Origin of the sequence: Lawsonella sp. (assembly GCF_011525565.1) — a bacterium.
Taxonomy (GTDB): domain Bacteria; phylum Actinomycetota; class Actinomycetes; order Mycobacteriales; family Mycobacteriaceae; genus Lawsonella; species Lawsonella clevelandensis_A.
In genome coordinates this window covers 22,997-44,822 of the sequence record NZ_WVRS01000010.1, presented here as the reverse complement: position 1 = coordinate 44,822, position 21,826 = coordinate 22,997, and the positions used below count along the sequence as shown (strand labels likewise).

The window sequence follows — 21,826 nt, the reverse complement described above, 5'->3', positions numbered from 1 at the left end:
ACGCACCCGTCCGCAAATATTTGGACACGGGACATGCTGGCACAGACCCGCAGGTTAGTTGCGATTTAATTCTCGTCCTCAATACCTGCCATACGCAGTAATTGTTCCCTATTCTCGCCCTTGACGAGAGCCTCAGCAGTACCCGGGTCGACGGGGCCAAGACCATAGCTGGGGCAGTCCGCCGCCAAAAAACATGCACCACAAGCGGGGCGTCGTGAGTGGCACACTCGCCGCCCATGGAAAATAATGCGATGCGATAGCACTGTCCACTCCGGCCGTGGAATAAGCTCCCCCACTTCCTTTTCCACCTGGACAGGATCCTCGCTTTCCGTCCACATCCACCGGCGCGCCAAACGCCCAAAGTGGGTATCAATGGTTAGACCCGGCGTGTCGAAGGCATTCCCCAGCACCACATTGGCAGTTTTCCGCCCCACGCCGGGAAGTGTGACAAGATCCTCCAAGCGGGGCGGTACTTCCCCATCCCACTTCTCCACCAGCTGGGTGGAAAGACCATGAATATTGGAGGCTTTCGCACGGAAGAATCCCGTGGGGCGAATAATCTCCTCAATCTCCTCGATACGGGCGGCGGCCATGGCGTGGGCAGTGGGGAAACGGCCAAAAAGCTGCGGCGTTACCTGATTAACGCGCACGTCGGTACACTGTGCAGACAAAACCGTGGCCACCACAAGTTGGAATGGTGTCTCAAAGTTCAGTTCGCAGTAGGCCTCCGGGTAGGCGACGGCAAGGGTACGCGCCATACGCCGCGCACGCGTCACCAGTCCACGCCGTGTTTCCTTGCCGGTGACGGCTGGGTGTTTCGCACCACGCGGGCGCACATCTGCGGGGGACGGGGTAAGAGAGTGAGAGGCGACCATAGTGACAAGGATACTTTTTTCACGCAGATAGTGTTTACTTAGGGTATGGGTTTATATGCACTAGCTCTTGTCCTTATTCCCTTCGTCGTGGGTGCTTTCGCACTCATCATGGATCGCGTTGAGCGCGGATCGCGTTGAGCGCGCTATCGTAAATCCACCAGCGGATACTGCCACGAAACCCGCCGTTGCTTCCCTCCCCGCCGCACCCCTTCCTACAGAGTCTGCTTCTCCCACCGCAGGCACTTCCGCGCCTTCCGCGTCTTCTGTCCCCTCTGCAGAAACACCAGCGGCAGAATCGCCAGAAGAGAACAACACCTCTACCGCAAAGTAACCGTCAAACTGAAGGAGAAAGTCTCTTTCCACCAATATGTGGGGCATTCCATAGCACGGCCACTGAATATTCAGGAAAGACTGTGCTATGCGCTAAACTTTGCGTAGTAGTTCAAGTTGAGAAGAGGTTACACGTGGACGAGGACATTCTCGCACGCGCCGGCATTTTCCAAGGTATGGATGCAGCTTCTATTTCTGCGCTGCTGAAAGATCTCGTACCGGAAACATTCCGCAAAGGTGACACCATCATTCGTGAAGGTGAGCCGGGCGATAAGCTGTACATTATTGTTGAAGGCAAACTGAAACTCTCCCGAACTGCCCCTGATGGTCGCGAAAACCTCCTTGCTATTCTCGGCCCCTCCGACATGTTTGGCGAACTTTCTATTTTCGATCCGGCACCGCGCACATCATCTGCTATCTGTGTGACCGATGTCCGTACGTACACAATGGACAGGGCCGCCCTCCGCCGTTGGCTCGACGCACAGCCGCAAATCGCAGAGCAACTCCTCCGCGTTTTAGCCCGCCGCCTCCGCCGCACCAACAATAGCCTCGCCGACCTTATCTTCACCGACGTGCCTGGCCGCGTCGCCAAAGCCCTGCTGCAGCTTGCACAGCGCTTCGGCAGCCAAGAAGGCAACACCGTACGCGTCAACCACGACCTCACACAGGAAGAAATCGCCCAGCTAGTGGGCGCTTCCCGCGAAACCGTGAACAAGGCCCTGGCCGAATTCGCACACCGCGGATGGATCCGCCTGGAAGGCAAATCTGTCGTCATCTGCGAAAGCGAGCACCTCGCCCGACGCGCACGCTAAAAACCAATACGCTAAAACTCTGCCGTTAGCAGCTGCCAGCGACATCACCACGCCCATAGCAAGAATTGCACCCCTCAGCCTGCAAGACTGAGGGGTGCAATGGTCACACGGATTCCTACTAGCCGGAAAGGGCAGTACCCGATGGAAAAACTTTCAGCATCGAACCATGTGTACAGCACGCTAGTGGCACTGGCTATTACCGCGGTAGCAATTCTATTCAACCCGGGCATTCCGTGGTTCGCCTGGGTAGGAGCGTTCCTTCTGCTGTTTTTCGTGGCCGAACTTGTCTCCCTGTTCATTAAAACTGGGGGAGCAGAAGGAAAAAAGAAAAAGACGCAGGGCTAGTCGGCTACTTCAACAATGAGTTCCACTTCTACCGCAGCATTAAGGGGAAGTTCTGCTACCCCCACTGCGGAGCGGGCGTGCTGCCCGGACTCACCAAAAATGTCGCCCAATACTTCTGACGCGCCGTTAATAACAGCCGCCTGACCGGTGAAACCTGCTGCGGAATTCACAAATCCCACAACCTTCACAATGGACTTAATGCTGTTAAGGCTACATACCGCATGGACAGCGGCAAGAGCATTCAGAACTGCAGTACGGGCTTGAGCATATGCCTCATCGGGGCTAACACTCTCCCCCACCTTGCCTGTTTTATCGAGTTTCCCGTCCACGAAGGGCAGTTGGCCGGATGTGTAGACAAAATTCCCCACACGTTTCGCCGGCACGTAGGCAGCCACGGGAGCAGCCACCGCAGGCAGTGCAATATGCAGCTCAGTGAGCCGTTCCTCCCACGTCATTTAGTCCTCCAAAGGACGCTTCATATAGGCAACGTGCTGCTCCCCAGTGGGGCCCGGCAGCACGGTAACAAGTTCCCATCCATCAGATCCCCACTGGTCAAGGATCTGTTTCGTGGCATGGGTGAGCAAGGGTACGGTGACGTATTCAAATCGCATAACCCAAGTGTAATGGCACTACACGGCGCGGGGTAGCTTCTTTACTCGGACGAGGACTGTTCCTTGAAGTGACGGAGAGTCTCAATAGTTTTAAGAGTCTCCATTTCTGAACTCTCCTCCTCGGAGGAAGTATCCAGCTGGTCCGCAATGTCGTTAAGAACCCGCGTAAACTGCTGCATCTTAGAGGATTTATGGCGTTTGAAGCGGCGTTCAGTATTAACATTCAACGCTTTCAATGCTTCCAACGCACCCTCCGGGTCACCCTCACCTTCTGCTAGGGTGGCGCCTCGTGTCACGGGGTCAAGAAGGTTACGCCAGGAAGGAACATCAGGGAAATGGCGGAGAATGGAACGGCGTTCACGCTCCGTCATACCGCCCCACACACCAAACTCCACGCGGGAATCAAGCGCATCAGCACGGCACTGAATAAGAACAGGGCAATTCAGGCAGCGCAGTGCGGCGTCACGCTGGGCAGCGCCCTTGACGAAAAGAGAATCCCCACCATCATTGCGGCACAATGCGTGAGCTACCCACTCGGAACGATCCCACGAGCTTAAATCGCGGTACGGGCCTGCAGCAGCACCGTCAGTGGCAGAGCTTCCAGCGGCAGAGTGGCCTGCAGCAGCACCGTCAGTGGCAGAGCTTCCAGCGGCAGAGTGGCCAGTAGCAGAGCTTCCAGTGGTAGAGGCAGTAGAGGCAGAACGAGGGGCAGAACGTCCGGCGGGGGTATTAGTAGCAGAATGAGAAAGAGAAGGACTGTTATATCCTCGACGGGAATCGATCGTTGTCATTTGCGGCTCCTCCCAATCGAGATCACGTTATCTGATCGCATCGCGTGCATGCGCGGCGGCAGCCAGTACCGCAGCCAGTACAGTAGCTAATGCAACAGCAGCCGATAGTGTGCCGGCATCGTGCCGGTAGTGCGCGGTGCTATACACAAGTGCTACATGCATTTGCATACACAACGATATTAAAGATGGTACGTGCCCTTACCAGAGATGCAATACCCCTATGGAAATTCTCGGGGTAATTTAAATCTCTTTTCGCTCTTAGAATTGCTCTACGCCAAACATATTCAAAAGCGTGTACGCTTGGTGAGTGTCTCCTAAGTATTCCTCTTCACGTGCCCTGGCCAGCGGAATTATCGCAGGCGTAGCAACTGCTGCATACTCTGCGACGGTTGGCCGTAGACACTTTGTGGTACAACAGGAAACACTTCCCTTGTTGCCAGCTGGAGCCGATCCCATCCGGATACTTCACCTTTCCGATTTCCACATGACGCCGGAAAATAAAGAGCTCCAACGTTTTCTAACCGTGCTGGGAGATCTTAAACCAGACCTCGTTATTGACACTGGAGACAATCTGGCACACCCGAAAGCTGTTCCCTCCGTTATTCAGTCACTGGGGCCACTTCTTGATATTCCTGGCTTTTTTGTCTTCGGTTCAAATGACTACTTCGCGCCGGATTTTAAAAACCCCCTAAGCTATTTATGGGGCGAATCAACCCTCCGCCAACACCGGAAACCACTTCCCTGGACAGGAATGCGCGCCGCCTTCCAAGAACACGGGTGGAAAGACGCTACACACCAAAAACTTGCCATCAATATCAACAACGTCAACATTACGGTTGCGGGCGTCGATGATCCCCACATTAACCGCGACCGCTACGACACAATCGCCGGCGGCCCCCTCCCCGGCAGTGACCTCGCCATCGCCCTCACCCACGCACCCGAGCCACGCGTACTCTCCAATTTCTCCGCAGACGGCTACGATCTAGCTTTCGCCGGGCATACGCACGGTGGACAAGTCTGCTGGCCCAATGGCACAGCCATTGTGACTAACTGCGGTATTGATAGGGAACGCGCCCACGGGCTACACCGCTTCGAACACCTGTGGCTTAACGTTTCTGCAGGGTTGGGGACGTCCCCCTATGCCCCCTTCCGGCTATTCTGCCCACCTGAAGCGACCCTACTGGAACTAACTGCCGCCCGGTAACTGCAGTCTTATGACGCCTTATAGCCACAGCATTTTCAGTATTTACCGTCTGGTGTACTAGAGTTAGTGAAGCACCTACCGGGGTATGGCGCAGCTTGGTAGCGCGCTTCGTTCGGGACGAAGAGGCCGTGGGTTCAAATCCCGCTACCCCGACCATTCAAAGACCGCCCTCCACACGGAGGGTGGTCTTTTTTACTCTTCACGCCTTACGCGCGTTAACGATCCTTACGCGAATGACCGCCATGGCGACGGTGGGATCGTACTGTATTCAACTCCTCCACCGGAATAACGTGCGTGGGATAATCGCCCGCACCAGCATTACTATTATCGCTAGCCTCGCCATTATTGCCGGCAGCATTATTATTGGCGTCGTTGTTATTGGCGACATTATTACTGGTATTGTCGCCGGGAAGATTCGGCGCCACCGCTATATCCGCCAGCGGCCCCATTGCCGACGACTCGTCTTCGGACTCTGTATCTGTACTCGCTGCGGCTGTGTCCTCTACATTGTTCTCTACATTGGCGCGTTTCGCCGGCATAGATTCTGTTTCCGGATACGCTGCCTCAGGGGACACTGCTGGAGCTGCTGCACTACCTGCAGCACCACCTGCCGCTTCTCCAGATTCTTGTCCTTCGACAACCGGCAAGACTGCCGTCAGCTCCGCCTCAGATGCCCCTGCTTCAGACAACTCCGCGTCAGAAGGCGTCCGCACAGCCGTATTCCCCCACACAAGGGGCTGTAAGTCTGCCGGAATACCCGCAGTTGGATTGCGACGCAGCACCGTCACAATTACCAAGATGGCAATGGTCGCAAGAGCCAATAGAGCACCATTGGCCAACCAGGCCATTGCCGGATCACCACCGTTACCAATGGCGGCTAATGCGGAAGTGATATACGAGACCGGCATGAGGGAGTCGAAGAAACGGCTCATGCGCGACGGCCACTCCGTCAGCCACACGAAACCAGACACTGCTGCCTGCACAAACACAAGGAAGATATTAAGAACCAAACCCCATCGACGGCCCAACAATAGGACTATTGCGCCGGAACTCAATAAGAGCGCCGCCGAGCCCACTGCCAGCGTTGACACCATACAGGTACCAACCACCGCATTAAGGCCGGTCATTGTTGTCAAAATAGCTGTTGCGGAAATGACTGTCATCAGCAGCCACACCATGGCAATTTCCTTGCGACCCAACCGCAACCGTGACCACCACGCCACAGCCGCCGCTAACGCCAACAGTGCAGACACAAGATAGGCCTGGGCCAGTGGCAGAGTGGGCTTCTCGCCCTTATCTTGAAGAGCTAACTGCTCTGCCGCCATTTCCGCGGTTTTCTCATCATTGGAGAGCTTCATCAGCTCCAGTACCGCTTTATGAGCTTTCTTCGTATTACGCTCATTCGTGTCGGCAAGTTTCTGTAACTTCGTGGCACCCGTCATCAACTGGGCCATGCCATCATCAAGCTGTACAAGGCCATTCGCTAATTCATGGGAACCAGACTGCGCCTTCATGACGCCCTCGTAGTAGTTACCTCCAGGATTAAGCTGACGCGACAACTCATTCGCACCCGCCTGCAGACGCCGCAGATCACTCACCGCCTGCTGCGTTTGCTGAGTATTATGCAGTGTCCGCGATAACTGTTTCAGCGCTTTGCGGGTCCGTACTGTATCCGGATCATTCCCTATCAATGTCGGAATGGTGGCGTCTACTATTGCGGCGGCAGCTTTCTGATACTGCGCCAATGCCGCCACACCGTTCACAGTCTGAGTCACTCCACCAGCAAGCTGCTTCGCACCGGATCCCAGGCGGCGCGTACCCCCCGCCACACTATCCATACCAGTGGACAACTCGGCAGAACCAGAACGCGCCTTTTGGGAACCATTCCGCAACTGGGCTGCACCGTCACCCAGCTGTTTCACGCCACCCTTCATCAGGCCTGCTGAAGTTTCAGCACCCGCTAACGCGTCATTCGCACGCGAAAGATTGGATTGGGCTTTATCCCCACTGAGCAATTCATGACGTGTCTCCTCATTGGCGGTCTGCCCGGACGCTGCACCCACCTGCCACGAATCGGACAAGTGAATACCCAGACCAGCAACAATAGCCGCAATGATGATGGAGGGCACAAACATGGCAACGAGACGTCCGAAAACGGACAATCCCTTTAGCGCACTGGACTTTTCCCCAGCAGTACTGGTGGTGTTAGTGCCGCGTTTCTTACCGGAGGCTTTCTTTTTCGCTCCATTGTGAGAACTTTTTTGCTTAGTGGGGCGTCGACTCATGCCTCTAGCCTAAGCAATCAACCCGGACTTATCACCTTTAGAGTGCACCATAAAATATGTAGTCTTGTAGAAATAGTAAAAAAACATGAATTTTATTAAAGGAGTCCGGGTCTGTGCTTGCACTGTACAGTTTAGTCACCCTGTTATTGACCATTGCAGCCACCCCACTTCTGACCCGCCTCATGGGTCGTAATGCCGGTTGGGTTATCGCCCTCATAGACCTCATTCTCGCCTGCCTCTACGCACCCCACGGTTCATCACTCCTCAATGGGGAAACACTTACCGCCGACATTCCCTGGATCAGCTACTGGGATATTCACATAAGGCTCCGTCTCGACGCACTGAGCTGGTTCTTCGCCATGCTCGCCCTTGTCATTGGCGCCATCGTCATGGCGTACTCCACACGCTACTTCCACAGCCACGACCACGCCGGCAAACCCCTCCACCACACCAGCTTCTTCCTCCTCATGGTGATCTTCACCTTCTCCATGATTCTGCTGGTCACCGCCGACGACCTTATCCTCCTCTTCATCGGCTGGGAACTCACCAGCCTCATGTCCTTCATGCTCATCGGCCGCTCCGGACACGCCGGTGAAGCCGGTTCCCTCCGCACCCTCTTCCTCACCTTTACCGGAGGAGTATTCTTCCTCATTGCCACCGTCGTCACAATCTCTCTCACCGGCACCACTAACCTCACCCAAGCCCTCGCCTCCGACGCCTGGATAACACGCCCCGGCATGACCACCACCGTGGCCGTCTTCGTCGCTATCGGCGCCTTCACCAAATCCGCCCAATTCCCCTTCCACCTGTGGCTTCCCGAAGCCATGGCGGCAGAATCCCCCGTCTCCGCCTACCTGCACGCCGCCGCCGTCGTAAAAGCCGGCATCTACGTCCTGCTACGCTTCTCCGCCGTCTTCCGCCTGAACCTCACCTGGCAGATACTCCTCGTCGTCATCGGCATGTTCACCGCCGTCATGGGTGCCCTCTTCGCCCTCCAAAAGACAGACCTTAAAAAACTCCTCGCCTACTCCACCGTGTCCCAACTGGGGTGGATCGTTACCACCATCGGCATCGGTACCCACGCCGCCCTCACCGCCGCACTACTGCACACCCTTGCCCACGCCCTCTTCAAATCCGGGCTCTTCATGTCCATCGGTGCCCTCCAACACGCCACCGGCACCCGCGACATTCGCCGCCTCCCACCCATGTGGAAACACACACCCGTCCTTATGGTGGTGACGGTAATCGGCGCCATCGGCATGGCTGGTATCCCCCCCACCTTAGGTTTCGTCTCCAAGGAATCCATGCTGTCCGCCTTCCTCAACGGTTGGGGAGGTAATGCCGGCGCTATTGTGCTCACCATTGTGGGGGTCCTGGGTGCAGCCCTGACCGTGGCCTACAGTTTCCGCATTATTCTGGGCGGTTTCTTTGACGGCGACCGCGCCGTCGCACACGACACCGCAGCTGGAACTACAGCAAGCGCGGCAGCAGACCACAGCACAGCCGCGCACACTGACCACGACGGCTACGAACTAGTCCTCCACAAAATCCCCTGGGTTCTTACTTTCTTCGCAGCACTCCCCGCCATCGCCGGACTCCCCCTCTACTTTGTAGTTCCCAAACTGGGCAACCCCTTCTCCCGCATTGCAGAATGCGCCATCAACACGCACACTGCCAGCTATCGAGACGCCCTCCTCCACCACGGTGCCCAAATACACCCCACACAGCTGCACCTCCTTACCGCTAACTGGGTACTGCTACTGTCCGTCATCGCCATTGTTATTGGTGTGCTTCTGGTGTGGCAGCGGAAGCGCGTAGACGCCCTGCTCCGCCGGGAACTCCTCCCCCACACTGGGGCAGAGAATCTGGCCACCATCTGGAAAGGTATGCACTGGGCTGGCAGTATGGCCGGTGCCCCCACCCGTTCCGACAGCCCCACCCGCCACGTGGGCGCCTTCGTCACCGTGCTCGCACTACTGGCTGCTACCGTGACGGTATCCCGCTACACCGGACACATTCACTTCCCGGAGCGTCTACCCGGCGTCAACCGCCCCATTGACCTAGTCGTTCTCATCATTGTTCTAGCTGGTTCCGCCGCCGCCATTGTTACCCGCTCACGCCTAGCCGCAGTTGTCCTCCTGGGTGTAGTGGGCGTGGGCATTACCCTCCAGATTTTCGCCCTGGGCGCCCCCGACGTTGGCCTCACCCAACTCCTGGTGGAAATCATCAGCACCGTCATGTACATGCTGGTGCTACGCCGTCTCCCCCGCACCTTCCAAAAAGCCTCCCGCCGCCGAAAAATCTCCGCCGGCATTATCGCAGTGCTTTCGGGGCTGGGGGCCTTCGGCGCCGTCATGGTGTTCACAGCCCGGCGCGACCGCAGTAGTCTCTCCCAATACTTCCTTGACCATGGCCCCGATCTGACGACGGGGAAGAACGTCACCAACACCATCATTAATGAGTTCCGTGGTTTTGATACGTTCGGGGAGATGGCGGTGCTGGGTGTGACCGGCCTTGCCATTGCCGCGGTTCTTCTCTCCGTCCACCCCGAGTATCGCCGCACGGGGAGCGCTAGTTTCCACCTGATTCGTAAAGAACTACGCGAGCGGGTGGAGTGCAATGGGCGTGTGGTGTTGCCGACGTCCTACTCGTACCGTGATGGCATCACGAACTCGTATCCGCTGCGCATTTTCACTGCGATACTGTCCCCCGTCCTGGTTGTGACCGCCATAGTGGTCTTCCTACGTGGGCACCAGGAGCCCGGCGGTGGTTTTATTGCCGGTCTCATTCTGGCCACGCTGCTGGTGCTGGTGTGGTTGTCTACGCCGGTGGATCGTCCGCTGACGCGCCGCCGCACACCCCCTATTCTGGTGGCGACCGGTATTAGCATTGCCACCATTACTGGCCTTATCGGCTTCTTCACCACTGAAACACATACGGTAAACGACAGTGTGTCCTCGCATTCCTTCCTGTCCCCACAGCATTGGAACATTCCGGTGCTAGGGTCGGTGCCGTCTGCCACCTTCTTCGATTTCGGTATTACTCTCTGCGTTCTTGGCATGGTGTTGACGGCCCTCAACCTACTGGGGTCGGGGCAGTCCCCCTATGGTGCCCCCAGTGTGGAGGTGTGGCCGCCCTATGATCCCTTGCGGATTGATCCGCTGAAAGAGCGGCCGCTGACGCTGGCGGCGAGCCGTGCGGCAGCCGCTTCCACAGCTCCCCCCGATACTGACGACACAACAACAGCACCACAAACAACACAGCCACAAACAACAGAGCAGACGGGAGGTGAGGAACAATGATTCTTGCGCTTAGCGTTGGTGTTCTTGTTGCCGCAGGTGTGTACCTTATTCTGCAGCGCGACATGATGCGGATTGTCATCGGCTTTGGTCTTATTAGCCACGGCATTAACCTCACCGTGCTCGCTACTGGTGTGCTCGACCGCCGCCAGGCTCCTCTCCTTCAGCACACTGGTATTGCGGCTGCGGCAGATCCCCTCCCCCAGTCCTTTGTGCTGACGGCCATTGTTATCTCCATGGCTGTTAGCGTTTTCATGCTGGTACTGGCCATTATTGGGACAACTGACGATACGCAGGCAACGCCCGATTCGGGAACGGAGAGTGACGAAGTATGATCCTCGCCCATCTCCTCCCCCTGTGGGTCGCTATCCCCATTGTGACCGCCGTCCTACTGGTGTTCATTAATCCTCTGGCTCTGCGGCGCACTATTTACATGGCGATTCCCATACTGTCCATCATTGGTGGATCGGTGCTACTGAATGCGCATCGCACCCATGCGGTTATCGCCGAGCAGATAGGTGGCTTCGACCGTGGTATCGGTATTGCTTTCGCCTCCGATTCTTTCAGCGCCCTCATGCTCATCGCTACCAGCATCATTATTATGGCCTCCGCCTGGTTCGCCATCTCCATTGGGGAGGATGAACACAACCGCTTCTTCCCCACCCTTGCACTAGTACTGATGGCGGGCGTTGACGGGGCGATTCTTACCGCGGATCTCTTCAACCTGTTCGTGTGGATTGAAGTGATGCTGATGCCCTCCTACGCGCTGCTGGCTATTACCGGTACGTGGCGGCGTATTGGGGTGGACCGCATGTTTGTGGTGGTTAACCTCCTCACCTCATCGGTGTACCTGCTGGGTGTCATCTATGTTTATGGCGCGGTGGGGAAGGTTAATATCGCCGCGTTGGCGGGAGCTGCCGCGAATAATACGCAGGTAGCTATCGCTATTACCGTGTCCCTTATTGCTCTGTGCGTGAAGGCGGGCGTGGTGCCTGTTCACGGCTGGTTGCCGCGCGCCTATCCGGCAACGTCGGCGGCGGTGATGGGTCTTTTCTCCGGCCTGCACACGAAGGTAGCGATTTACGCCATCTACCGCATTGTGTCCACCATTTTCATTTTTGATACCCGCGGCCAGTGGGTGGCGGTAGTGGCACTCTGTTTGACGATGCTGGTGGGCAGCTATGGTTCCCTCGGCGAGCAACGTATTCGTGGATCCCTAGCGTTTCAGATGGTGTGCGGGGTGGGATATATTCTTATTACCCTCCCTCTGGCAGCCAGTACCACCGATATTGAGGCGCGGGCGGTCGCCTTGGGGTCTGGCATCTTCTACCTCATTCACCACATGCTGACCATGGGGTCTCTCATTCTCACCGCTGGTGCTATCGAGGAAACATACGGGTCGGGTCGTTTTGATCGCCTAGATGGTCTGCAGCGCCGCGAGCCGCTCGCAGCCGGCATTATGGCCGGCGGCATGCTGAGCCTAGTGGGCTTCCCACCGTTTTCCGGGGTACTGGCCAAAGTGGGTATTGCCCAGTCTGCGGCAACCACCGGCGGGGCACTGGGCTGGACTGTTATTGCCGTCATCATTGTGTCGTCCATAGGTGCGCTGGTCTCCATGATGTACCTGTGGAAGGGTGTGTTCTGGGGGCCCCGCATGGCCATGTATCGGCCTATTGGGGCAGATAAATTCCAGCCGGTAGAAGATGACCTTGTCATCGCCAAGCACCAACTACTGCCCGGCGCATTCCTGCTGCTATTGAGCGTGGCGGCTTTCTTCGGGGCCGGCTGGCTAGTGGATCAGACCACTCGTGCGGGGTATTCCCTCCTCGACATTTCGGACTATTTGCATGCGGTGCTACACGGATGAGAACACAGAAGAAAAAGCCGCAAAACAAGCAGCGTCGCCCTGCCCAGTCCGCCTGGCGTCGATTTCTCCGCTTCTGGCCTGCTTGTGGCCGTTGGCTAGGCTACGGTGCGTGGTTGCTGGCGGAAGTGGCATTGAATGCTGGCGGTATGGCTCTTGATATGTTCCGCCCTGCCAGCAAAATTTATCCGGCGGTCCTGCGGGTTCCCCTCTCCCACATGACCAGCGCGGAAGTGGCAGTATTCGCCACGTCCATCACCCTCACCCCGGGAACGCTAGTGCTGTCTATTGACCGCGGTACTGTTCCCTCAGAAGCGCACTCAGAAGTTCACCCGGAGATACCTGTGGATGGTGTTTCCGTAGCAGGAGATGACGGTTTCCTCCTGGTGCACGCGGTGTATGCGGAAGATAGTGACGCGGTGCGGGAGGAGCTGGATGTCATGCTGAATAAAGTTCTGTGGGCAAGCCGCGGACAATCGTATGCGTCTGACGGTACGGGAAAAGCTACGGATGGGGCTGCTGATACAACGACAGATACGGAGGCTGAGACCATATGAAAACGCTAACCATAATGCTGTCTATCGCCTCGGTGATCGTCATTATTGGCATGCTGCTGGGTCTTTACCGCGGTATTAAGGGACCCGATGGGGCAAGCCGAGTGGCCGTTAATGATCTCATTTTTTACGGCATGTTGAGCGTGGTGGGGTTCATTGGGATCCACAACAATTCCTCCATCCTGTTCGACACGCTCATGATCGGTGGCCTTTTCGGGGCAGTCTCCACTATTGCCTTGTCACGTGTTATCAATAGGGGGCACCGATGAGTATTGCCGTACAGATTATCGTGGGCATCATTGCGATACTGGGGGCGCTGTTCTTCCTCACGACCGGTATCGCAATGAACCGAGCTGCGGATGCCGTCACCCGCGCCAATATGGGAAGCCCCGCTATTTATGTGGGATTTCCGCTAGTGGCATGTGCGCTACTTATTGCGGATTCGGCCCTGAATGGTTTCTCCTGGGCGCATTTCATTGAGTTTCTTCTTATAACATTCCTCATGCCGGTGGGATCCTCCATGGGGTCTATGGCCTTGGGGCGTTCCATGATGCTGGCCCAGGTACGTATGGATCCGCGAACTATGCGGGAGGACCTGCGGGAGGGCTCGCAGGATGTCGCAGGCCAAGACAAGAACCATCAGCATACTGGCCACACGGTCCATGCTGGGCATACGGACCATCATGAGCTGGTCTCGCCAGTCCTGGAGGAGACTGTACCGGCGGTGGAGAAGCACCATCCGCATGCCTCTAAGTATGACGTTTCGGAAGAGTATCAAGAATACGAAAACGAGGATCTGGACTAACTAACTTCGCCAGCTAGTTCCACTAACTGCTGCAGGAGATATCTCACCAACGCACTGCATCGGCACTGCACCGGCACACTAAAAGAGCATGGTAAGGAGCCAGCAGCGTAAAAGAATGCATAAAAGAGTGTGGTAAAGGGTGGTGTGCTGTCCGTCTAGGGGCAGCACACCACCCTTTTTGTGTGCATATGTAGTTATGACAACTGTGTCCGGTGGACTACTTCATCATTTCTTTGTAGCCCTTTTCGATGGCGGCGCCTACCTCCGCATCGATGTTCTTCCAGTATTCGAAAACACGGGAGAGAACCGGCTCGGTGACGCCACCGAGGGTACCCACAACGTTGGAGATGAGGCGTTCACGCTGCGGGTCATCCATAACCTCGCGGACGAGGATATGGGGCTGGGTCCAGTAGTCGTCATCGTCGTGGCGGACGGGGACACCGCGGTAGAGGTCGTTGCCGTGGGGCTCCCAGCGACCGAGGTCAGCGGGGGACTTTTCGGGCTGCGCGGTGGGGCCGTTGCCACTGTTCGGAACGTAGGGAGGAACGGAAGGATCGTTGAACTCCATGGCGGCCGGGCCCTGGTGGCTGTAGTTGTTGACGTCTGCCACGGGGCGGTTCGGGGGGAGCTGCTCGAAGTTGGCGCCCAGGCGGTGACGCTGCGTGTCCGGGTAGGAGAAGACGCGGCCTAGCAGCATCTTGTCGGGGCTGAAGCCGATGCCGCGAACGAGGTTGGAGGGGCTGAAGGCGGCCTGTTCAACCTGTACGTGGAAGTTCTTGGGGAGCTGGTTCAGGGTGAGTTTGCCCACGGGAATCAGCGGGTAGTCCTTCTGGCTCCAGGTCTTGGTGATGTCGAAGGGGTTAACCTTGTAGCTTTCGGCCTCGGCTTCCGGCATGATCTGCATCTTGAGGGTCCAGGACGGGTAGTCGCCGTCCTTGATGTGCTGGTAGAGGTCACGACGGTGGTATTCGGGGTCGGAGCCGGCCAGGCGGTCAGCTTCTGCCTGGGGGAGGTAGCCAATGCCCTGGTCGGTCTTGAAGTGGTACTTCACCCAGAAACACTCACCTTTGGCGTTAATCCACTGGTAGGTGTGGGAGGAGAAGCCGTCCATTTCACGGTAGGAGGAGGGCAGACCGCGGTCACCGAACAGCCAGGCTACCTGGTGTGCAGATTCCGGGGTGAGGGTCCAGAAGTCCCAGCGCATTTGGAAGGACTGGAGGTCGGTGTCCGGGGTGCGCTTCTGGGAGTGAATGAAGTCGGGGAACTTGATGGCATCACGGATGAAGAACACGGGGGTGTTGTTGCCCACCATGTCGTAGTTGCCCTCTTCGGTGTAGAACTTGAGGGCGAAACCGCGTGGGTCGCGCTGCGTGTCGGGGGCGCCTTTTTCGCCGGCGACGGTGGAGAAGCGGGCGAGGACGGGGGTCTTCTTGCCGGGCTGGAGGAAGTCGGCGGCGGTGTAGGCGGAAACGTCTTCCGTTACTTCAAAGACACCGAATGCACCGGCGCCTTTAGCGTGGACGACGCGCTCTGGGGTGCGTTCGCGGTCGAAGTGGGCGAGTTTGTCAACGAGTCCCACGTCGTGGAGTCCGATGTAGCCTTGCTCACCTTGTTGGAGGGAGAAGTCATCGGAGGCGATGGGAGCACCGCGTTAGTAGTGGTGGCAGCATTGTGCGGAACTGGGCGGAGACCGCGCTCAATGGGGTTCTCATTCGTCATGATAGTGTTGCCTTCCTGAATCGGATTGCGAGGTGTGAGGCCAAGATCGGTATCTCACGTGGAGCCTTGTGAGCCCTGTACTCATAGTTTTACTTATTAATTATTGGATGTCAATAATTTTTAAGTATATATAGATACTTCCAATCAACCTGAAATATCTACGTCTACACTACGCTGCAATTCTTATGCTCGCCTACCCTATAAAAAACCGGAAATACCAACGTACATACGGTATTTCCAGTTTTTTATATGAACTTATCAGTAAAAATGTGACCTATTACTCACTCAGCCGCTTGGCGACCAGCTCCGCAATCTGAATAGTGTTGAGAGCGGCACCTTTACGGAGATTATCACCCGACACCACCAAGTTGAGGCCACGATTATCCGCAATGGAAGGATCCTGACGGATACGACCCACCAACGACGGATCAATACCAGCAGCAGCCAACGGGGTAGGAACATCCACAAGCTTCACACCCGGTGCATCAGCAAGAGCAGCTTTAGCTTCCTCCACCGTGATCGGCTTAGCGAACTGGGCGTTAATAACCATAGTGTGAGCAGTAAAGACCGGCACGCGCACGCAGGTACCAGACACCTTCAGATCCGGGATACGCAGAATACGACGGGACTCATTCCGTAGCTTCTGCTCCTCATCAGTTTCTTCCGAACCGTCATCAACAATATTGCCGGCCATGGGCACTACATCGAAGGCGATGGGGGCAACATAGGGACCTAGGTCCTCTGCCTTCAGTACAGAACCATCGTGCGTGAGCTTCTCAATGTCATCAACATTGTCGCGCACCTGCTGTGCCAAGGTCCGCACACCTGCCAGACCAGAACCAGAAACAGCCTGGTAGGAGGAGACGAACATGCGCTCCAAGCCGGCCACATTGTGGAGGGCTTGCATCACGGGCATACATGCCATCGTGGTGCAGTTCGGGTTGGCGATAATGCCCTTCTTGACGTTAGCTACCTCGTCCGGGTTGCACTCGGTAACAATCAGAGGAACATCAAAGTCCTTGCGCCAGGCGGAAGAGTTATCAACAACGATGGCGCCAGCGGCAGCAAAACGCGGAGCCTGTGCCTTGGACGTAGTGGCACCGGCTGAGAAAACAGCAATGTCAATACCCTTGAGGTCCTCGTCAGAGACGGCATTCACGTCCTCTACCACAACGTCTTCGCCACGGAATTGGAGTACCTGGCCTGCGGAGCGTTCGGAGGCGAAGAAACGAACCTTAGTGCAGGGGAAATTACGCTCTTCCAGGATGGTGCGCATCACACGGCCGACCTGGCCGGTAGCGCCGACAACAGCAACAGTAAGATCAGTCATTTTTAGTCCTTTGCGAAAGTGGGGCAATCACTTTGTAGTGGTGCAGCGGGTTGGCGGAGAAAGATTGACTAGCGGCCAGTACCGGCGTAGACGGTCGCTTCTTCGTCTCCACCCAGCCCGAAAGCGTCGTGGAGGGCGCACACAGCAGCCTTCACATCATCCGAGTCAATGAGTACGGAAATACGAATCTCGGAAGTGGAGATAAGGTCAATATTTACATCAGCCTGGGCGAGAGCCTCACAGAACGTGGCAGTCACACCCGGGTGAGACTTCATACCGGCACCCACCAGGGACACCTTGGCTACATGGTCGTCGAAGAGGATCTGGCTGAAACCGATCTCATCTTTCTTCTCATTGAGAATGGCGACGGCCTTGGGGGCATTAGCACCCGAGCAGGTGAAAGTGATGTTGGTTTTGCCGTTATCGACATCGGAGAGGTTCTGCAGCACCATGTCAATGTCAATTTCGGCGTCGGCGATGGTGCGGAACACAGAGGCGGCGAAGCCGGGCTGGTCGGGAATGCCAACAACAGTGATCTTCGATTCGGACAGGTCATGGGCGACGCCGGTGAGAATTGCTTCTTCCACGGGAATATCCTCCATTGATCCGGACACGATAGTGCCGGGCTTGTTGCTGTACGACGAACGCACATGAATGGGAAGGTTACCGCTGCGTGCGTACTCGACACACCGCAGCATCAGGATCTTGGAGCCAACAGCCGACATCTCCAACATTTCTTCAAAGGAGATGTGGTCAAGCTTGCGGGCGTTAGAGACAATGCGCGGATCGGCGGTGTACACACCGTCCACGTCGGAATAGATTTCGCAAACGTCAGCGTTCAGGGCGACGGCGAGGGCGACGGCAGTGGTATCAGAACCGCCGCGTCCCAGTGTGGTGACGTCCTTGGTGTCTTGGGAGACGCCCTGGAAGCCTGCGACTAGGACAATCTTGCCTTCGGAGAGGGCGGTTTCAACACGCCCCGGGGTGACGTTGATAATGCGTGCGTTTCCATGCTTAGCAGTGGTGATAACACCAGCCTGCGAACCGGTCATAGAAACGGCCTCCGCACCCAATGACGCAATCGCCATAGCGACGAGGGCATTAGAAATACGCTCCCCGGCGGTAAGGAGCATGTCCATTTCACGCTCCGGCGGTATTGGGTTGACGGACGTTGCTAGGTCCACCAGTTCATCAGTGGTGTCACCCATTGCAGAGCACACGACGACAACATCGTTTCCGGCCTTCTTAGTGGCGACGATCCGTTCTGCGACGCGACGGATACGCTCAGCCGATTCTAGAGAAGAACCGCCATACTTCTGTACGACGAGTGCCATGGGTAAATACCTCCATGTGCTGTGAACAATTTCAGGGCTAATCCTACCTGGACAACCGATAAAATGCCTAGTAGTAAGCATAAATTAAGGGTATGTGAGGACTCTTCTCAGTACCCTTCTCAGTACTCTCAGGGAACGGGTCGCCTATGAAGTATTCTGCCACGACCACTAACTAACTGGGATTTTTTGTTCAGATTCTAGGATTTTTAGCGGAGCACGGCAGCTTTCGCATTCCGCTCAACATGAGTAAAAGCAGCATCATCCGCCAAGAAATAATGCGGCCCCACAAAGAACTGGCGAGCCCGCTGACTGTGATGCACCTGCATATCAGAAAAGGCCAGCACTGCCGCACCAAACACGGAATACCGCCAGTGATCCATCTCCTGCCCATGCGTAGCCCCCCGCACCATACCAATCCATGCGGGAGTCTCCGTCACCGTCTTATAGCGGGACCGAATAGACACATCCGTGCACACAGTATCCTTCTCCCCCGTCAGGTAAAACACTGGCACCGTAATGTATTTCCTCTGCACCATAACCCCCGGACCAGGCTGCATAGGCACCGCCGCAACAACCCGTAACCCCGGATACTGCTTCTCTACCGTAGGAAGCAACCACCCCGCACCGGACTCTGTGGAACCACCGCCCGCAGAATGGCCAGTAAGCACTACATGCCGCTGATCAACATGGCCATGCAGGGGTGACGCCGCATTCTTAGCTTCCGTAAGGAGGCGCGCCGCACCCTGCACATCGGTATAGCCCGTCCAGTTGAAGAACGTGTAGCTCACCACCACGATATAGCCGTGCGACGCCCACAAGTGGTACAGATGATCCGTTAACCCCGGCTCGGCAGCAATACCCGGAGTGTAAATAATGACCGGCAACTTCCCCATTCGGGAAATATTCCGCGGGTACACAAACTGCACGTCTTTCGGACTCTTCATCCCATCCGGGAACGTCCCCCAGCACTTATGCGTCATCTTGTTGTTATGGTGGTCCCTCAGCATCTGGGTATACATCGTGTAGACAGGGCCGCACGGCTGACTCTTCACCGTGGCAACAGTGCTATAAGGACCCATTGCCGCATACTGGTTATAGAGGTAACTCCCCGTCACAACACCCGAGCTATCCGTCTTAATAGGACGTGGAACCGCCTGCGCAACACCACTCGCTAAACCAAAAGCACAGACAGAAGCCGCAGCGATAGCGGTAAACTTCTTAAGTCGCATAGACGATCCTTTTATAGACACGATAGTTATAGACACCAACAGGAACGGAGAAAACCCACACGCCCCAAGCGAAACAATTGTACGTGTAACGATATTCTCTATACATTCCCCATACTATGAAAAGAGGGAGAGTGAAGTACCTCGTTAGGTACTTCCGAGTCTAGACTCTCCCTTGCCCTCCTACCCCACTTCTCGCACTCCTGCGGTAAGACGAATGAGGCCCCTATGACCGCTCAGCTGATAGCCGCCGCACTAGCGCTTTTATCAGCGCTAGTGGTTGCTATTGGCACCGTTATCCGCCACCTTGTTGCCGCCGAACAACCCCTTCCCGAAGAGGGACTGAGCAGCGTCAAAGCCACCCTCACCTCCGGAAAATGGTGGGCCGGGGCCGGAGTGAGCGTTATCGGCTACCTCCTGCAAGCCGCCGCCCTCCGCTTCGCCTCCATCCTCCTCGTCCAACCCATCACCATTCTTTCCTTCTTCTTCGCTCTCCCCCTCTCCGCCCGCTTCACCGGACGCCGTGTTCGCATTCAAGACTGGGTATGGGCAATCCTGCTCACCCTGGGAGTGGGCGTTCTCCTTGTTATCGGCCGCCCCACCAACACCCACGCACACGCCCACCCGCTTGCCTGGGCAGGGTTACTCATCATTGGGATCGCCATCATCATTCTGCTTCTTCGCCTGGCAAAAAAAGGCCTTCGCAAAGAACGCGCCCTCCTTATTGGCCTTGGCTCCGGCATTACCTACGGATACATGTCCTTCTACACCAAAGGTGTGGTGATGGATCTTTCCGCCGGGCACATTGTTACCGTGTTTACTCACCCGGCACTCTATCTTCTTATCACTGCCTCCATTGTGGGAACATGGTTGCAGCAGGAGGCATTTAACGCTGGCGCTATTCAACAGTCTCTCCCCGCCATGACGGTTGCCAGCCCCATCACGTCCTCTATCCTGGGGATAGTTGTCTACCAGGAGCGATTCACCACCTCACCGGCACTGTACTGGCTCGTTATTGCCGCTGCCGTCCTGACAGTGGTGGCCGTAATACAACTCTCCCGCGCTGAAGCACAAGACGACGTTGCCTAAAAAACGGCCACAGCCGCTACTTGTCCGCGCTACCGAGCGCTACTCTTCCCCGCCGCCAACTGTATCTTTTGGAGTTGTGTCTTTTTGCACTGTGCCTTTTTGCTCTGTGTCTTTTTGCGCTGTGTTTTTTGAGGCTGTGTCTTTCCCAGTGGTGTACTTTTGCGCAAGCGTATCCGGGTTGCCAGGCTCATCTAGCGGCCCCAAATCGTCATAGCTCATAGGGTCTTCCCGCGGCTCCACATGCGACTGCACATGCAAATCGGGAATGACCTCCATCAACTTCTCCTCAATTGCGTCTGCCAAATCATGGCTCTTTTGTACAGTCCAGTCCCCCGGCACCAATATATGAAACTCAATAAAGTTGGAGGAACCGCTTTCTCGGCTACGAATAGCGTGGAAGTCCACATCCTGGCTACGGTACGTATCCAACACCTTAAACATGGCTTCCTGGTTAGCGTCACTCATAGCCGCATCCATAAGACCGTCCAGGGACTCTTTCATCACCTTCCAGCCGGTCCATAAAATGTTGATACCCACCGCAATAGCGATCAGCGGATCCATCCAATACCAGTGAGTGAGGGCAACAATACCCACCGCCACCAACACACCCACCGTTGTGTACACATCCGTCATAAGATGCTTACCGTCGGCCTTCAACGTGATGGAGCGATACTTCTTTGCCCCCCGCAGAAGAATAAACGCCGTCCCCCCATTAACGAGCGTGACCACCACCGAAATAATGAGGCCAATACCTATACTCTCCAGCGGCTTCGGGTGGAAGAACCGCAGTGCCGCCGACACAATAATGACGCCTGCCGCCACGAAAATCATGGCGCCTTCCGTCACCGCAGAAAAATACTCCGCCTTCGTATGCCCATACTGGTGGCCCTTATCCGCTGGACGCGCCGAAATAATGAGGACGGTGAGCGCCACCACAGCCGCTACCAAATTCACAATGGATTCGGCAGCGTCCGAGAACAAGCCCACCGAGCCGGTAATACGCCAGGCAACCATCTTTAACACAATGGTGATAACGGCGGCAGCAATGGACAGCCACGCATATTTCGTGAGCGTGCGGCGGCTAAACTGCTGGTCCATCTCGCCTGACTGAGAGGCGACGAGCGAAGACATCATGAGGAAAACTGTACCTGGTATTCACCAAATGAGCCGCAGAAAACTGTTCACTACGCGCTAAAATTCACCAAACTATCCCCACCCGGGCACTAAACCATATACACTGTGCGTATGCGTTGGGCATCCCTACTACTTGGCTGCCGCGACGGGGCCCGTTAAAGAACTGGCTCCCCGCCGCGGGGTTCTGCGTGCCGGTTCGCCCCCCATTCTTTTCACTGC

At 56.2% G+C, this 21,826-nt stretch carries 21 protein-coding genes, 1 tRNA gene and 1 pseudogene; 11 read left to right on the top strand and 12 right to left on the bottom strand.

What is annotated here, in order from left to right; translation table 11 throughout:
* Window positions 1-65: 65 nt before the first annotated feature.
* The gene (gene nth / locus QZV76_RS05445) at window positions 66-758 is read right to left on the bottom strand and encodes an endonuclease III (protein ID WP_290598881.1); all 693 of its coding nucleotides are present in this window, start codon (window positions 756-758) and stop codon (window positions 66-68) included.
* A gap of 177 nt (window positions 759-935) precedes the next feature.
* The gene (locus tag QZV76_RS05440; RefSeq protein WP_290598856.1) at window positions 936-1,190 is read right to left on the bottom strand and encodes a hypothetical protein; all 255 of its coding nucleotides are present in this window, start codon (window positions 1,188-1,190) and stop codon (window positions 936-938) included.
* A 191-nt stretch (window positions 1,191-1,381) separates the two neighbouring features.
* Between QZV76_RS05440 and QZV76_RS05435 the strand changes: the two genes are divergently transcribed.
* Entirely contained in the window at window positions 1,382-2,017 is a 636-nt protein-coding gene (locus tag QZV76_RS05435) for a Crp/Fnr family transcriptional regulator (RefSeq protein WP_290598880.1), read from the top strand.
* Window positions 2,018-2,158: 141 nt separating this feature from the next.
* Entirely contained in the window at window positions 2,159-2,362 is a 204-nt protein-coding gene (locus tag QZV76_RS05430) for a hypothetical protein (protein ID WP_290598855.1), read from the top strand.
* On the opposite strand, the gene QZV76_RS05425 is transcribed toward QZV76_RS05430, so the two are convergent.
* From QZV76_RS05425 to QZV76_RS05410, 4 genes and pseudogenes are all read right to left on the bottom strand, one after another.
* On the bottom strand, window positions 2,359-2,817 hold the full coding sequence (locus tag QZV76_RS05425) for a RidA family protein (protein ID WP_290598854.1): 459 nt from the start codon (window positions 2,815-2,817) through the stop codon (window positions 2,359-2,361). The two genes, QZV76_RS05430 and QZV76_RS05425, sit on opposite strands and share 4 nt — an antisense overlap.
* A complete protein-coding gene (locus QZV76_RS05420) occupies window positions 2,818-2,973 on the bottom strand; it encodes a DUF4177 domain-containing protein (protein WP_094067051.1) in 156 nt (51 codons plus the stop codon).
* 311 nt (window positions 2,974-3,284) lie between these two features.
* Window positions 3,285-3,530 (bottom strand): annotated as a pseudogene (locus QZV76_RS05415) (WhiB family transcriptional regulator); the annotation flags it as partial.
* 261 nt (window positions 3,531-3,791) lie between these two features.
* Window positions 3,792-3,926 carry a hypothetical protein gene (locus QZV76_RS05410; protein ID WP_290598853.1) on the bottom strand — a complete coding sequence of 45 codons (135 nt, stop codon included), beginning with the start codon at window positions 3,924-3,926 and terminating at the stop codon, window positions 3,792-3,794.
* Between the two features lie 145 nt (window positions 3,927-4,071).
* On the opposite strand from QZV76_RS05410, the gene QZV76_RS05405 reads away from it, so the two are divergent.
* Entirely contained in the window at window positions 4,072-4,968 is an 897-nt protein-coding gene (locus tag QZV76_RS05405; RefSeq protein ID WP_290598852.1) for a metallophosphoesterase, read from the top strand.
* Between the two features lie 79 nt (window positions 4,969-5,047).
* A tRNA-Pro gene (locus QZV76_RS05400) sits at window positions 5,048-5,124 on the top strand.
* 59 nt (window positions 5,125-5,183) lie between these two features.
* On the opposite strand, the gene QZV76_RS05395 is transcribed toward QZV76_RS05400, so the two are convergent.
* Window positions 5,184-7,253 carry a hypothetical protein gene (locus QZV76_RS05395; RefSeq protein ID WP_290598851.1) on the bottom strand — a complete coding sequence of 690 codons (2,070 nt, stop codon included), beginning with the start codon at window positions 7,251-7,253 and terminating at the stop codon, window positions 5,184-5,186.
* A gap of 113 nt (window positions 7,254-7,366) precedes the next feature.
* On the opposite strand from QZV76_RS05395, the gene QZV76_RS05390 reads away from it, so the two are divergent.
* The 6 genes from QZV76_RS05390 to QZV76_RS05365 are packed head-to-tail and all read left to right on the top strand — an operon-like array spanning window position 7,367 to window position 13,775.
* Window positions 7,367-10,555 carry a DUF4040 family protein gene (locus QZV76_RS05390; RefSeq protein WP_290598850.1) on the top strand — a complete coding sequence of 1,063 codons (3,189 nt, stop codon included), beginning with the start codon at window positions 7,367-7,369 and terminating at the stop codon, window positions 10,553-10,555.
* Window positions 10,552-10,887 (top strand): sodium:proton antiporter, encoded by a 336-nt coding sequence (locus QZV76_RS05385; RefSeq protein WP_290598848.1) that lies wholly within the window; start codon window positions 10,552-10,554, stop codon window positions 10,885-10,887. The genes QZV76_RS05390 and QZV76_RS05385 overlap by 4 nt, the downstream gene beginning before the upstream one ends.
* Window positions 10,884-12,419 carry a monovalent cation/H+ antiporter subunit D family protein gene (locus tag QZV76_RS05380; RefSeq protein WP_290598847.1) on the top strand — a complete coding sequence of 512 codons (1,536 nt, stop codon included), beginning with the start codon at window positions 10,884-10,886 and terminating at the stop codon, window positions 12,417-12,419. The genes QZV76_RS05385 and QZV76_RS05380 overlap by 4 nt, the downstream gene beginning before the upstream one ends.
* Entirely contained in the window at window positions 12,416-12,973 is a 558-nt protein-coding gene (locus tag QZV76_RS05375; protein WP_290598846.1) for a Na+/H+ antiporter subunit E, read from the top strand. Before QZV76_RS05380 ends, QZV76_RS05375 begins: the two co-directional genes overlap by 4 nt.
* A complete protein-coding gene (locus tag QZV76_RS05370) occupies window positions 12,970-13,239 on the top strand; it encodes a monovalent cation/H+ antiporter complex subunit F (protein WP_290598845.1) in 270 nt (89 codons plus the stop codon). The genes QZV76_RS05375 and QZV76_RS05370 overlap by 4 nt, the downstream gene beginning before the upstream one ends.
* Window positions 13,236-13,775 carry a monovalent cation/H(+) antiporter subunit G gene (locus tag QZV76_RS05365; protein ID WP_290598844.1) on the top strand — a complete coding sequence of 180 codons (540 nt, stop codon included), beginning with the start codon at window positions 13,236-13,238 and terminating at the stop codon, window positions 13,773-13,775. The genes QZV76_RS05370 and QZV76_RS05365 overlap by 4 nt, the downstream gene beginning before the upstream one ends.
* A 217-nt stretch (window positions 13,776-13,992) precedes the next feature.
* On the opposite strand, the gene QZV76_RS05360 is transcribed toward QZV76_RS05365, so the two are convergent.
* From QZV76_RS05360 to QZV76_RS05345, 4 genes are all read right to left on the bottom strand, one after another.
* The gene (locus QZV76_RS05360; RefSeq protein WP_290598879.1) at window positions 13,993-15,414 is read right to left on the bottom strand and encodes a catalase; all 1,422 of its coding nucleotides are present in this window, start codon (window positions 15,412-15,414) and stop codon (window positions 13,993-13,995) included.
* 357 nt (window positions 15,415-15,771) lie between these two features.
* On the bottom strand, window positions 15,772-16,824 hold the full coding sequence (locus tag QZV76_RS05355) for an aspartate-semialdehyde dehydrogenase (RefSeq protein ID WP_290598842.1): 1,053 nt from the start codon (window positions 16,822-16,824) through the stop codon (window positions 15,772-15,774).
* Window positions 16,825-16,892: 68 nt separating this feature from the next.
* Window positions 16,893-18,158 carry an aspartate kinase gene (locus tag QZV76_RS05350; protein ID WP_290598840.1) on the bottom strand — a complete coding sequence of 422 codons (1,266 nt, stop codon included), beginning with the start codon at window positions 18,156-18,158 and terminating at the stop codon, window positions 16,893-16,895.
* A 206-nt stretch (window positions 18,159-18,364) separates the two neighbouring features.
* Window positions 18,365-19,387: a hypothetical protein gene (locus tag QZV76_RS05345; protein WP_290598839.1), complete on the bottom strand. Its 1,023-nt coding sequence runs from the start codon at window positions 19,385-19,387 to the stop codon at window positions 18,365-18,367.
* Window positions 19,388-19,612: 225 nt separating this feature from the next.
* Here QZV76_RS05345 and QZV76_RS05340 point away from each other — a divergent pair, with 225 nt between their 5' ends.
* Window positions 19,613-20,473 (top strand): DMT family transporter, encoded by an 861-nt coding sequence (locus QZV76_RS05340; protein ID WP_290598837.1) that lies wholly within the window; start codon window positions 19,613-19,615, stop codon window positions 20,471-20,473.
* 39 nt (window positions 20,474-20,512) lie between these two features.
* Here the strand turns inward: QZV76_RS05340 and QZV76_RS05335 are convergent, their stop codons facing one another.
* Window positions 20,513-21,607, bottom strand: a complete 1,095-nt coding sequence (locus QZV76_RS05335) for a cation diffusion facilitator family transporter (RefSeq protein ID WP_366664347.1) — start codon at window positions 21,605-21,607, stop codon at window positions 20,513-20,515.
* Between the last annotated feature and the right edge of the window lie 219 nt (window positions 21,608-21,826).

Coding starts and splice junctions, on each gene's coding strand:
- nth (WP_290598881.1), bottom strand. CDS start 758: ATGGCGCGTACCCTTGCCGTCGCCTACCCGGAGGCCTACTGCGAACTG.
- QZV76_RS05355 (WP_290598842.1), bottom strand. CDS start 16,824: ATGACTGATCTTACTGTTGCTGTTGTCGGCGCTACCGGCCAGGTCGGC.
- QZV76_RS05395 (WP_290598851.1), bottom strand. CDS start 7,253: ATGAGTCGACGCCCCACTAAGCAAAAAAGTTCTCACAATGGAGCGAAA.
- QZV76_RS05340 (WP_290598837.1), top strand. CDS start 19,613: ATGACCGCTCAGCTGATAGCCGCCGCACTAGCGCTTTTATCAGCGCTA.
- QZV76_RS05380 (WP_290598847.1), top strand. CDS start 10,884: ATGATCCTCGCCCATCTCCTCCCCCTGTGGGTCGCTATCCCCATTGTG.
- QZV76_RS05375 (WP_290598846.1), top strand. CDS start 12,416: ATGAGAACACAGAAGAAAAAGCCGCAAAACAAGCAGCGTCGCCCTGCC.
- QZV76_RS05420 (WP_094067051.1), bottom strand. CDS start 2,973: ATGCGATTTGAATACGTCACCGTACCCTTGCTCACCCATGCCACGAAA.
- QZV76_RS05435 (WP_290598880.1), top strand. CDS start 1,382: ATGGATGCAGCTTCTATTTCTGCGCTGCTGAAAGATCTCGTACCGGAA.
- QZV76_RS05425 (WP_290598854.1), bottom strand. CDS start 2,817: ATGACGTGGGAGGAACGGCTCACTGAGCTGCATATTGCACTGCCTGCG.
- QZV76_RS05345 (WP_290598839.1), bottom strand. CDS start 19,387: ATGCGACTTAAGAAGTTTACCGCTATCGCTGCGGCTTCTGTCTGTGCT.
- QZV76_RS05410 (WP_290598853.1), bottom strand. CDS start 3,926: ATGCATGTAGCACTTGTGTATAGCACCGCGCACTACCGGCACGATGCC.
- QZV76_RS05370 (WP_290598845.1), top strand. CDS start 12,970: ATGAAAACGCTAACCATAATGCTGTCTATCGCCTCGGTGATCGTCATT.
- QZV76_RS05350 (WP_290598840.1), bottom strand. CDS start 18,158: ATGGCACTCGTCGTACAGAAGTATGGCGGTTCTTCTCTAGAATCGGCT.
- QZV76_RS05365 (WP_290598844.1), top strand. CDS start 13,236: ATGAGTATTGCCGTACAGATTATCGTGGGCATCATTGCGATACTGGGG.
- QZV76_RS05430 (WP_290598855.1), top strand. CDS start 2,159: ATGGAAAAACTTTCAGCATCGAACCATGTGTACAGCACGCTAGTGGCA.
- QZV76_RS05385 (WP_290598848.1), top strand. CDS start 10,552: ATGATTCTTGCGCTTAGCGTTGGTGTTCTTGTTGCCGCAGGTGTGTAC.
- QZV76_RS05335 (WP_366664347.1), bottom strand. CDS start 21,607: ATGATGTCTTCGCTCGTCGCCTCTCAGTCAGGCGAGATGGACCAGCAG.